Genomic DNA, 12,723 nt, shown 5'->3' on the forward strand with positions numbered 1-12,723 from the left:
ATGATTTACAATATTTCAAAATTCAATTTTTCAATAAATCAACATTCATCTCAATTTATATAATTCAGGTTGCGATTTAATTAAATTGAATAATTCAACAGGATTGATTATAAACCGTTTAATCAATTTACAGATCAAAACTTTCCTGACGGTTTTCTTGCCGCTTCAAAACACGTACGTCTTTCTGCCCATCATAAAAAGTTAAGATCAAATCAGATCCAGCCCTTAATCCTCTTGCTTCAGTTACAGGCTGACCTTTCTTATTCTGTACCAAGACATATCCCCGCGCCAATACAGCCTTGGGAGAAAGGGCTTCCAATCTTGCCGTGACACTTTCCAATTTCAGCTGCCTTTCTCTCAATAAATTACGTACATTCGATATGGAGAACAGGGGTAAATTATTTTCCAACTGACGCATATAATGCAGCCAAGAAATTGCATATTGTTTTTCATTAAAGGCCAGTTGTCTCTTGAAACGATCAATCAGTCCAAAAAGATATTGATCAACAGCCTGAATGGAAGAAAGCTGATGTCTCCTTTTCAGAACCAATGCTGGAAGCGCCAAATCCAGACGATAGGAACGGTCATCCAGGCGCATACGGTTTTGCGCCAATAAAGTGGGAACATCCGGCAGTCTGGTAATGGCCTTGTTCAAACGCAGTTGATAAGATTGAATAATCTGTATTAATGCTTTATTCAAACGCGTAACCAGCTGCATTATTCCAGCAGCAAGATCAACCTGCGAAGGAACTGCCATTTCCGCAGCTGCAGTTGGAGTCGGGGCCCGACGGTCAGATGCGAAATCAATCAAGGTTGTATCTGTTTCATGTCCAACTGCTGAGATCAGGGGAATTTTCGACTCTGCTGCGGCTCTTACAACAGCCTCATCATTAAAGGCCATCAAGTCTTCCAGTGATCCACCCCCTCGTGCAACAATCAAGATATCAGGACGTGGAATTTTACCATTAACAGAAAGAGTGTTAAATCCAATAATAGCCCTGACAATCTGTTCACTTGCCCCCTCTCCCTGAACCGCCACTGGCCAGACCAGGATATCCCTGGGAAAACGTCGTTGAATTGTTGTGCGAATATCGTGCAAAACCGCGCCTTTAGAGGATGTAATCACACCTATTACTTTTGGCAATAGAGGAAAAGGACGCTTTTTTTCCTGGTCAAATAAACCTTCAGCTTCCAATTTCTTTCTTAATTTTTCGATACGGGCCAATAAAGCACCTTCGCCGGCATAATCAATCTGATCGACAATGAGCTGATATGATGAACGTTCCCCATAAGAAGAAATCTTGCCTGTTGCAATAACCTCAATACCGTTTTCGAGTTTTATAGTAAGTTTTGCCGCCTTGAACCGCCAGATAATTGCCGTCAGTTTTCCATTTTCATCTTTTAGGGAAAAATAAATATGTCCAGACGGATACTGTTTTAACTCGGTAATTTCCCCCCTCACTTTAATCCGAGAAAAATTTCCTTCCAAAACGCGCTTAATCGCTGTAGAAATATCCCCTACACTAAATTCTGGTATATTATCCGTCATTCGATCAGAAAGTTGCTCATCTATCGACATAAATATGATACAGCCTTATCCCAAAAAAGAAACATCAGTAAAGGAAATCTCTATGCGCGTTTTACTCGTCGGTTCTGGGGGAAGAGAACACGCCCTTGCCATGGCTCTTGCTTGCTCACCCAATCTTACCGAGCTTTTTATCGCACCAGGAAACCCAGGTACTGCACAATATGGTAAAAATATAAACATTAAGATAGATAATATTACCGATTTAGTAAAATTTGTACAAGACAATCATATTGATCTTGTTATTCCCGGACCAGAATTACCTTTGGTTAAAGGATTAACCGATGCTTGCGAGCACGCCGGGATCCTCTGTGCAGGTCCCAGCCGAGCGGCTGCACAACTCGAGGGAAGCAAGAGTTTCACAAAAATGATCAGCGATTCCGCCCAGATCCCAACTGCAGCATGGAAAGAGTTTACAGATAGTGAACAGGCGGTTGCTTATTTGAAAACCCAATCTTTTCCGATTGTCATCAAGGCAGATGGTTTGGCGGCAGGAAAAGGCGTTATTATCGCCTATACCTTTAAGGAAGCTGAAGAAGCGGTCGAAACAATCCTGCAAGATAACCGTTTTGGCGAAGCAGGCAATAAAATCGTTATCGAGGAATTTCTGACAGGAGAGGAAATTTCCCTATTTGCCTTTTGCGATGGAGAACATGCGGTTTTAATCGGGGCGGCTCAGGATCACAAACGCATTGGCGATAATGATACGGGACCCAATACTGGCGGAATGGGGGCGATATCCCCACCACCCTTTTTTGATCACGCAGCCCAAGAGAAAGCGTTGGATATAACAGTCAGACCCATGCTGCGCGAAATGGTAAAACGTGGAATTCCTTTCCGTGGCATTATTTTTGCCGGACTGATGATTACAAATGATGGGCCTTATCTAATTGAATATAATGTTCGTTTTGGAGACCCGGAAGCGGAAGTTCTGCTTCCTCGACTGGAAACAGATTTGTTAGATATTCTCTATAATCTCAGTCAGGGAAAATTAAAAAAATCAGAAATCAAATTCTCTGATCAAGCAGGGATTTGTATTGTTATGGCGGCAAAAGGATATCCGGGAACACCAGTTGTAGGCGGAATTATCCAAAATATTGACCAAGCTGAATCCCTACCCCATGTAAAAGTCTTTCATGCTGGAACCAATTATAACGCTCAACAAGAACTTTGTGCAGCAGGAGGTCGTGTCTTATGCGTTGCCGCTTTTGATAAAACACTCAAACAAGCACAGACAACCGCATATAATGCCGTTAACAAAATTAACTGGAAAGATGGTATCTGGCGCACGGATATCGGTAATAAAGCTTTAAAACAGTAGAATAATATAAAAACGATATTTCAAAACAGGTTAAATTGAATGTATCTTAAAATACGTTCAATTTTTACAATTCAGCAAATATGCATTTTATTTTCTAAAAATTATAGTAAAAAATATTGCTATTTAATTTAACTCTATCTTCATACTCTAAATAATGATTAAGATCAAAAATCAACATCTTCAATAAAAGACTTCATTAGATCTGGCGCTTCCATTTTTTTAATTTTTGAAACCTTTGATCCTGCCCAAAATGCGGCATACTGAGGCTGTCTAGTATATTCGTAAATTTTCTTGGCAAAATAATAAGTATAAGGATAAGGTGGTGTTAAAGGCCGATCTGGTGAATCAATTTTTAAATGCCAATCATTGACCAACCCTCTGGCAGGTCGACCAGAAATGGTCGCGGTAATTTGCGTAACTTTAGAATTAAATAATGATTGTCTATAGGTTTCACTCGCTTTTGACGAACTGCATTGGACGAATGCCGTTCCTAACTGAACACCATTTGCCCCCACTTTAAGACAATCATGAATATCTTGTGCATCCACAATACCACCGGCAGCCACAACTGGTATTGATAAATTATTTTTAATCAGAAAAACCAGTTCTAGTGTTGGTATCGCCGAATCAATATTTGGATTAAAAACACCCCGATGACCACCCGCTTCTATACCCTGCGCTATTATTATATCTATACCAGACCTTGCTATGTATGAGGCCTCTATCAAATTTGTCGCAGAAGCCATCGTAACAATATTGGCTTGTTTCAATCTGTGAATTTGACTTTTGCTTGGGATTCCAAAATGAAAACTAACAGCGGGAACTTTTTCTTGAATTACTAAATCCAGAAAATTGTCATTCTCTAAAAAACTGGAATAAAGACAGGAAAAAGCCTGACTAAAATTTTTCATCAGATCTATCCTGCCAAATTTTGAACAGCAATATTGAATCCACTGATTTTCAAGTGTAGCGTCTGATTTCTCTGGTTGATGACAGAAAAAATTGACCTGAAAAGGTAAGGAGGTCAGCTGTTTCAGCTGTTCAATTTGCTTTTTCGCCTCTTCATGATTGCAGGATCCCAGTCCCAATGATCCCAATCCACCAGAATTTGAAACCTCAGCTGCCAGTTTTGGTGTTGATACACCCGCCATTGGTGCAAGAAAAATAGGATATTGAATATTCAAAAAATTTCGTAACATTTTTTATACACTTAAATACTAATAATATACTTCTTAATAAAACCAATTAAATTATAACTTTATTAGTTATTTTAATTTGTATTATATTTCGTTTCAATGTGTTATTTATTATAAAATTATAATTATATTAATAATGCATTAATTTTATTTAAAAATATTAATATATTAATAGAAGAAAAAATTATGAATAATGATTATAATAAGATTAAGATATCTATAATAGGATTGGGATCAAGAGGCCTCAACGTACTTGAAAGAATTATATCCCATTGTATTTGGGATGAGAAACTAAAAGATAGGCAGATTATTTTACAACTATTTAACGAAAATAAAGATTATGGTGCCGGTTGTCATGATATCAATCAATCAGAAAATTTATTGGTTAACACTATTTGCAGTCAGATTACTGTTTTCCCTGATGATACGGTTAAAAACTACAAATATGCAATCCGGGGACCAACCTTTTATGAATGGTTAAAAATCAAATATAAATCACAAGATAAAACAATCAACCCTTTAAACTATTATTCACGAAAGGATCTTGGCGAATATCTATGCTGGGTCTTTAATTATTTATGTTCTATCAAGGTACAAAACCTTCAGATCATCAAAATACAGGAAAAAGTTATAAACATTTCCGGAAGTGATAAAAAAAAATGGAGTATCGTTACAAAAAATAATACTTACTCATCTGATATTATTTGTATAACCACCGGTCACGATACCCAAAATTGCGAATTTCCAAATAAGAAAAAAATATATGCTTATCCTTTGGAAAAATTAGACCATATCATTACGAATAAAGAAACCGTTGCAATACAGGGACTTGGCTTGACCACATTTGACGTTATTTCCAAATTGACTGAAGACAGAGGAGGGAAATTCATTAAGGAAAAAGATCACCTAATCTATCAACCCTCTGGAAAGGAACCTAAAATTATAGCTTTTTCCAGATCAGGATTGCCCTTGAATGCACGGGGGAGAACGCAAAAAGAATTAAGAGAACAATACAAGCCCCAAATTTTTACCAAAGAAAAAATAATTGAGTTAAAAAACAATAAAAAAATTGATTTTGAAAAGGATTATCTCCCGTTATTGATTGAAGAAATGGAATGTGTTTACAGTTTTACCTATCTCAAGAATCAGGACATAATCAAGGCTTATAATTTCCTTAATGACTATCTAAGAAACAAATCACAAAGAAACGCGATTGTAAAAGCCTATATTCCCGATGAAAAAGAAAGATTCTCATGGGAAAAAATTAGCGATCCGCTTGCCCATACTTCCTTCAAAAGTCAGGAAGAATTTCATGACTGGCTTTTAAACTATTTACAGGAAGATATACATAACGCTTTACAGGGCAATATAGACAATCCCACCAAGGCAAGCACTGATATTTTAAGGGATGTACGTGATTGGATCAGATTAACCGTTGACCATTGTGGCCTTTCGGAAAAAAGTGCTATCTGGTTCAGTGAAGTATTTAAACCAATCATGATCCGAATTTGTGTTGGTCCACCTCTTGAGAGAATTCAGCAAATGATCGCTTTAATCAAGGCTAACATATTGCGCATAGATTTGGGGCCGAATGTTAAAGTAGAAGAAAAAAAGGAAAGCTTTTACCTAACAACACAATTTAACGAAGTCATTCGTGCTGATTATTATATTGTTGCCATGGTCAATGCACCCATTGCAAAAGAAAGCAAAGACATTCTTTTTCAAAATATCCTGAAAAACAATATAGGCTGTCAATTCCATATTGGCAATTATGCTCTAGGAGAATTTAATGTCAATGCAAACTTCAATTTGATCAATAAAAACAATCAGATAATCAAGTCTATTTATGCTCTAGGTGTTCCCACTGAAGGCAGTAAATTTTATACTTATATTTTACCAAGACCTTTTGTTAATTCGACAGCTTTATTTGATGCAGAAGTCTGTACCAATAATTTGTTATCGCAAATTTCCAGATAATATTTTAACAAATATTCAATAGTTTTTTAAAAACTGGTTTAATCCAAAAAATTCTAAATTATTTGAACAGTAATTTAGAATTTAACATTCGATACTGGATAAATTTATCATTAATATCCGGTTATAATTCGATCAACCAACTGTTTAACTGTTGGAATAAACCCATTATCATAAAATGGATCAGATCCAAATCGCCATCCTGTGGTTCCACTAAACATCAAATTATGATCAACCACCTCTTTTGCGTCAGGACCATTCGCATGAGCTATTGCCTGTAATGTTTTCTGGATACAAAAAGAGCGGGGATCGGGTCGATTTCCTGTCGTATAACTGGGACCAACCTGTGACCAATTTGAAAACTGGCACATTGACAGGCATCCCATGCAGTTATTCTGATCCTGTTGTATCTCTCCTGCTTTTTCAGGAGTTACAAAAATGAATGTATGATCTGGAGTCCGGAGAGGCTGAGTAAACCCCTCGCTTTCCCATTTCTTAATATTTTCAAAACTCGTCTGGGTAACATAAATCAAACGTTTTCTAGCCCCATATTCATATGGAACATTCATCATTTCTGTAGCTTCCCTTGAAAAAGGAACTTGCCTTTGAGACCGTTCCCTCAATTCATTAAGAAAACTATTTTGAACTGCCGATGAATAAAAACCTGTAGGAGAGAAATGATTAAGATATACATCACCCTTTTTCAATGTCCGCAAACGATCTTTCCAAGCTTGAGGGATTTGGCTTTCCCTCGTTAACAAAGGTCTTGTACCGAACTGAAATGCAATCATACCCAAATCTGGATTATCAATCCAATCTTCCCATTCAGAAAGCCACCAGACATTACCTGCCATAATGATTGGAACATGATCCAGTCCATATTGGCGCATGACTCTTCTCAACTCTACAACGCGTGGAAAAGGATCCTGCGGTTCTAATGGATTTTCACTATTTGATAACCCATTATGCCCCCCAGCCTTCCATGGATCTTCATAAACCACCCCACCAAGCCATTCTGGCGTTTTTCTATAAGATCGACGCCATAACGCATTGAATGCACGTCCAGAGGAAACAATGGGATAGTAATATAATGCATGTTTTGCAGCAATTTCTGATAAACGATAGGGCATTCCCGCTCCACAGGTAACACCATTAATCAAACCTTTTGATTGTTCCAAAACCTGAGATGCAATCAGTTCACTTGCAGCCATTTCCCACATAATATTGACATGAAGAGGCACTTTTGGCCCCGCAATATCACGGGCAACCCTTATTTGAGTTATTCCGCCCTTAATTGCATATTGAATGAGTTCTTCATGTCGTTCACGCCGTGTTTTTGCATGATAGATCTGGGGAATAACATTGCCATTTTCATCATAACTATCAGCATTTACAATGGAAATGGTTCCAATTCCACCCGCAGCAGACCAATGACCAGCAGATACTCCTGTAGAAACAGAAACCCCTTTACCCCCTTCAATCAAAGGGAGGACTTCTTTATTTCCCATACGAATTGAATTAACTGCTTTCATTATTACTCCTGCTCTATATGCAGTGGACTAAACAATCTAAACCAAAAAAAACTTTGAATAGCCCACTTATATTTATTCCAATAAAAAAATCAAGAATCATCTTTTTATTGAAAAAATGATACACATAAAAACCTATGAGCGTTTGGACTGGTTATCATTGCGATTACGAGATGACGAGCTGTTTTTGACTCCAACGACTTCACTGATGTCAGCACCTGTTTCCTGATCTACCTCACGCATGGAAAGCTTGATTTTTCCTCGATCATCAAAACCTACAACCTTTACCTTGACAGTATCCCCCATTTTGACAACGTCACTTGTACGACCGACACGCCCGGCTGATAATTCAGAAATATGAACCAGCCCGTCACGAGCCCCCATAAAATTGACAAATGCTCCGAAATCGGCAACCTTTACAACTTTTCCTGTATAAATGCGGCCAACTTCTGGTTCAGCAATGATTGCATTGATACGCTCCTTGGCTTTTTCCGCCTGTTCATTCGATGTAACAGCAATTTGTATTGTACCATCATCATCAATATCAATTTTACAGCCTGCATATTCAACAATTTCACGAATTGTTTTACCGCCAGATCCAATAATATCCCTGATCTTTTCCTTGGGCACATTCATAATGATTACATGTGGTGCATTCTCTGCAATGTCATTACGGCTTTCTGTCAAGGCTTTTGCCATTTCACCCAAAATATGAATTCTTCCTTCACGAGCTTGTTCCAAGGCCTGTTCCATAATTGCTGGTGTAATGGATGTAATTTTAATATCCATTTGTAAAGCGGTGACACCAACTTCAGTACCAGCAACTTTAAAATCCATATCTCCCAGATGATCTTCATCACCAAGGATATCACTCAATACAGCAACACCCTTTTTCTCCTTGATCAATCCCATGGCAATTCCCGCTACAGGACGTTCCAGTGGCACACCTGCATCCATCAGGGATAAAGAGGTTCCACAAACCGTAGCCATAGAGGACGAACCGTTACTTTCCGTAATTTCAGAAACTACACGCATGGTATATGGAAATTTTTCCTTGCTTGGCAACAGAGGATGAATAGCTCTCCATGCCAGTTTTCCATGACCAATTTCACGACGCCCAGGTGAACCCAACCGTCCACATTCCCCCACAGAATAAGGAGGAAAATTATAATGCAACATGAAATTAGAACGATATTCCCCTTCTAACGCATCCACAACCTGTTCATCTTGAGTTGTACCTAAAGTTGTCACAACCAGAGCTTGCGTTTCACCCCGGGTAAAAAGAGCGGATCCGTGTGTTCTAGGTAAAACACCAACCTCACTGATAATGGGTCGAATCGTGGTTAAATCACGTCCGTCAATCCGCAATCCTGTCTTTAACACTGAATTACGAACAATATCGGCTTCCAATTTATCAATCAAGGAACCCGCCTTGGCTGTATCAAATTCTTCCTCAACAAGCTTATCAATAATTTTGGTACGTGCCGCATCCAGTAAAGTGTAACGTTTTTGCTTTTCCTTTTCCTTATAGGCTTCCGCCAAAGGTTTGCGTCCAATCTTGTCAATACGAGTTTTTAATTTCTTCTCTTCTGCAGTAGGTTCAGACAATTCCCAAGGTTGACGGGCAGCATGCTCGGCCAAAGCGATAATTGCATCAATAACAGGCTGACAGGCCTCGTGACCAAAATTAACAGCCCCCAACATTACTTCTTCACTTAATTCCTGGGCTTCGGATTCAACCATCAGAACCCCTTCGGAAGTACCCGCCACAACCAAGTCCAATTTGGTTTGATCCATCTCCGCCAAAACCGGATTTAGAACATATTCATTATCAATATATCCAACCCGGCAACCCGCAATCGGTCCAAAGAAAGGAATACCGGACAGGGTCAGCGCTGCAGAACAGCCAATCATGGCAACAATGGCAGGATCATTTTCCATATCATGACTTAAAACAGTCGCTATAACCTGCACTTCATTACAAAAATTATCAGGAAATAATGGACGAATAGGCCGATCAATAAGTCGAGAGATCAATGTCTCGATTTCAGAAGCGCGCCCCTCACGTTTGAAAAAACCGCCAGGAATTTTTCCAACTGCAAAAGCCTTTTCCTGATAATGCACAGTTAATGGAAAGAAATCCTGATCTGGATTGGCTTTCTTATTTCCAACAGCTGTACATAATACTGTAGTCCCGCCATAAGTAGCCATCACTGCACCATCTGCCTGACGCGCTATTTTACCTGTTTCCAGAATAAGAGGACGTCCCCCCCATTCAATTTCCTTACGATAATATTTAAACATTTTTTATCCTATGAAGTTATACGCAAGAAAATTTTTTAACCATCATTACATTCAATGCTGTAAATAACAGCGTTTCGGACGGCATGGAGCATTTATATTTTGTTATTTTCACACCATGTGGCCTGAAACGCTGTAAAGCTGGATTTCAAAAAACTTTCCTGTTTTGATTATAATATACTCAATATTCTTAATTTATAAAATAAAGACTGGTTTAATAGATAAACCAGTCTTTATTTTTTAACGACGCAAACCTAGACGCTTGATCAGGTTTTCATAACGGCTTTTATTAACCCGACTGATGTAAGCCAGCAAACGACGACGTTGACCAACCAATTTCAATAACCCACGCCGGGAATGAAAATCCTTGGCGTGTTCTTTCATATGTTCAGTTAAATTATTAATTCTTTCTGTTAACAAAGCAATCTGAACCTCAGAAGACCCTGTATCATTTTCTTTGGTTTGGTATTCTTTAATTAGCTGGGTACGACGATCCGGTGTAATCGACATCGTATATCCTTTCATCAATTTAAATATTAAAAATACGAACAGGACGCAGCCATTTATTGTTTAAATGACACAATCCTATAAAATGCTCCTTTTTCATTGCACGAACAATGCCATCATATGAATTCACATCCAGTGCAAAACGATTCCGTATCTCGGTCAGATCAATAGATTTGCCAAAATTCAGGGATTCAGCCTCCTCTTCAGTCATAGCTAGAGCCGGGATGTCGTCCAGCGCAGTTTGAACGGGAAGAAGCATATCTAAAGAAACAATTCCTTTTTTGCCATTTTCAACGAGTTTGTCCAGTAAAAAAGCATTTGCAATATCAAATGGACCCACGCGAAGGCGGCGTAATTCAGAAACATAACCAACTGTATTACAGGCAACCGCCAAATCCCTGGCTAAAGAACGCATATAAACGCCTTTACCAGAAACAACTTCAAACTTTGCACGATCTTTATCAATCCGTTCTATCATTCGAAAAGAATCAATACGTGCCAACCGTTCTTTTAGTTGAGGTTTTTCCCCTTGACGTGCTAAGTCATAAGAACGTCTACCTTGCACCTTTACCGCTGAGTAAATAGGAGGTACCTGATATATTTCTCCTTGAAAGGACTGTAAAGCTTTATTGATTTGTTCATCACCCGGTCTGAACTCTGAATGGTCAAGAACCTCACCTTCAGCATCATCCGTTGTACGAGATTCTCCAAAAGTAAGTTCAAAATGATAAACTTTTGTCTTATCCATAATGTAAGGGATTGTTTTGGTTGCCTGGCCAAAAGCGATGGGTAACAACCCTGTCGCCAATGGATCCAAGGTACCACTATGCCCTACCTTACAGGCATTAAAAACATATTTCACCCTATTTACAACGTAAGCAGATGTCACATTTAATGGTTTATCAACAAGAAGCCATCCATCCAACTTCTGTTTACGTTTTGTATGCATCAATCAATCAAAAATCCTAATTCTCTGAAAAGTAACTTTTATATTACCAATACTTCTCTTTTTTACATAGTTACTTTTTACAAAAAAAACCATATTATATAAAAAATTAAAATGATAATAAATTTACCTACATTTCATATAAGTATATAATGTTTTATATATTTACCTTTTTAGTATAATTTTATGAAATAAAATTATTCAACATTATTCAGACAAAGCATGAGCGATATAAATTCAGATCAGCAGCCTCAGTGGAAACTAGAGCAGCAAGAAAATCATTATGTTATTTCCTTAAGTGGGCAATGGTTAGCAAAAAACAATAACATTCCCCGATTTTCTCCAAAAAATCTAGAAAGGATCCCTGCTCATCAAACGCTTTATTTTGATGCTAGAAATCTTAAAAACTGGGATAGTGGATTGATTGTCTTTCTTTGGGATATCAAATGTCAGGCCACCAAACATTCCATAAAATTCTCTGACAAGGATCTGCCTGCTTCCGCACAAGAACTTCTTTCCCTCTTGCATGAAAGCAAAGATGAGGGACCTGTTAAACATTCATCTCCCTTTCGTCCGTTATATATGATTGGTGAATGGACTATCAACGGACTGACCAATCTTGGCATAACTGTCCAGATGCTTAAGGAAGTTATTATTGGTATTTTAAAATCCCTCACCGGCCGTTCTTACATGCGAATTGTGGATTTGATTTCTGATGTCCAGAACGCTGGTCCGTCTGCCCTCTTAATCATCAGTGTTGTTAATTTTCTAGTCGGGGCAATTCTTGGTTTTGTCGGTGCAGTACAATTACGCAGGTTTGCAGCTGACGCTTATGTGGCAAACTTGGTCAGCATTGCAACTGTTCGGGAAATGGCTGCCGTCATGAGTGCTATTGTTATTTCAGGCCGAACAGGTGGGGCCTATGCAGCCCGTATTTCAACAATGCAGGGAAATGAGGAAATCGATGCGTTAAAAGTCATGGGTGTTTCCGTTATGGAATATCTTATTCTTCCATCAATGCTCTCACTTGTAATCACCATGCCGATTTTATATCTTTATGGCTGTTTTATGGGAATTCTTGGCGGATTGATTGTTTCCATTTTCATGTTAAAAGTTTCAATCATAGGATTTTTACAACAAAGTTTCGGAGCGGTTGCTTTCAACCAATTTGTGTTTGGTGGTCTCAAAACCATTTCATTTGCAATATTTATAGGGGTAAGCAGCTGTTACATCGGGTTAAAATCAGGACGAAGTGCGGTTGATGTCGGCTTGGCTGCGACCAAAGCTGTGGTTACTGGCATTGTAGGGGTGATCGCTATTGATGCCATATTTGCCGTTATTGCTGATATGATTGGAATATAAAT

General features: G+C 38.4%; 9 protein-coding genes. 3 read left to right on the forward strand and 6 right to left on the reverse strand.

The window, feature by feature from the left end; all coding sequences use genetic code 11:
• Positions 1 to 127 precede the first annotated feature (127 nt).
• Positions 128 to 1,579 carry an exodeoxyribonuclease VII large subunit gene (gene xseA, locus H3T46_RS05270; RefSeq protein ID WP_155569674.1) on the reverse strand — a complete coding sequence of 484 codons (1,452 nt, stop codon included), beginning with the start codon at positions 1,577 to 1,579 and terminating at the stop codon, positions 128 to 130.
• Between the two features lie 52 nt (positions 1,580 to 1,631).
• Here xseA and purD point away from each other — a divergent pair, with 52 nt between their 5' ends.
• The gene (gene purD, locus H3T46_RS05275) at positions 1,632 to 2,906 is read left to right on the forward strand and encodes a phosphoribosylamine--glycine ligase (RefSeq protein WP_198197763.1); all 1,275 of its coding nucleotides are present in this window, start codon (positions 1,632 to 1,634) and stop codon (positions 2,904 to 2,906) included.
• A 164-nt stretch (positions 2,907 to 3,070) separates the two neighbouring features.
• On the opposite strand, the gene H3T46_RS05280 is transcribed toward purD, so the two are convergent.
• Positions 3,071 to 4,105 carry a nitronate monooxygenase family protein gene (locus tag H3T46_RS05280; protein ID WP_155569675.1) on the reverse strand — a complete coding sequence of 345 codons (1,035 nt, stop codon included), beginning with the start codon at positions 4,103 to 4,105 and terminating at the stop codon, positions 3,071 to 3,073.
• Positions 4,106 to 4,288: 183 nt separating this feature from the next.
• On the opposite strand from H3T46_RS05280, the gene H3T46_RS05285 reads away from it, so the two are divergent.
• The gene (locus H3T46_RS05285; protein WP_198197765.1) at positions 4,289 to 6,079 is read left to right on the forward strand and encodes an FAD/NAD(P)-binding protein; all 1,791 of its coding nucleotides are present in this window, start codon (positions 4,289 to 4,291) and stop codon (positions 6,077 to 6,079) included.
• Between the two features lie 110 nt (positions 6,080 to 6,189).
• On the opposite strand, the gene H3T46_RS05290 is transcribed toward H3T46_RS05285, so the two are convergent.
• The 4 genes from H3T46_RS05290 to truB form a co-directional block, all read right to left on the reverse strand.
• The gene (locus tag H3T46_RS05290) at positions 6,190 to 7,608 is read right to left on the reverse strand and encodes a nitronate monooxygenase family protein (protein WP_155569677.1); all 1,419 of its coding nucleotides are present in this window, start codon (positions 7,606 to 7,608) and stop codon (positions 6,190 to 6,192) included.
• Positions 7,609 to 7,740: 132 nt separating this feature from the next.
• Positions 7,741 to 9,909, reverse strand: a complete 2,169-nt coding sequence (gene pnp, locus H3T46_RS05295; protein ID WP_198185035.1) for a polyribonucleotide nucleotidyltransferase — start codon at positions 9,907 to 9,909, stop codon at positions 7,741 to 7,743.
• A 237-nt stretch (positions 9,910 to 10,146) separates the two neighbouring features.
• On the reverse strand, positions 10,147 to 10,416 hold the full coding sequence (rpsO, locus tag H3T46_RS05300) for a 30S ribosomal protein S15 (protein ID WP_155580969.1): 270 nt from the start codon (positions 10,414 to 10,416) through the stop codon (positions 10,147 to 10,149).
• A gap of 19 nt (positions 10,417 to 10,435) precedes the next feature.
• Positions 10,436 to 11,362 carry a tRNA pseudouridine(55) synthase TruB gene (truB, locus tag H3T46_RS05305; protein WP_155566038.1) on the reverse strand — a complete coding sequence of 309 codons (927 nt, stop codon included), beginning with the start codon at positions 11,360 to 11,362 and terminating at the stop codon, positions 10,436 to 10,438.
• A gap of 219 nt (positions 11,363 to 11,581) precedes the next feature.
• Between truB and H3T46_RS05310 the strand changes: the two genes are divergently transcribed.
• On the forward strand, positions 11,582 to 12,721 hold the full coding sequence (locus tag H3T46_RS05310) for an ABC transporter permease (protein WP_155572337.1): 1,140 nt from the start codon (positions 11,582 to 11,584) through the stop codon (positions 12,719 to 12,721).
• Positions 12,722 to 12,723 lie beyond the last annotated feature (2 nt).

It is taken from the genome of Commensalibacter sp. M0133, from assembly GCF_016101485.1.
Taxonomy (GTDB): Bacteria; Pseudomonadota; Alphaproteobacteria; order Acetobacterales; family Acetobacteraceae; genus Commensalibacter; species Commensalibacter melissae.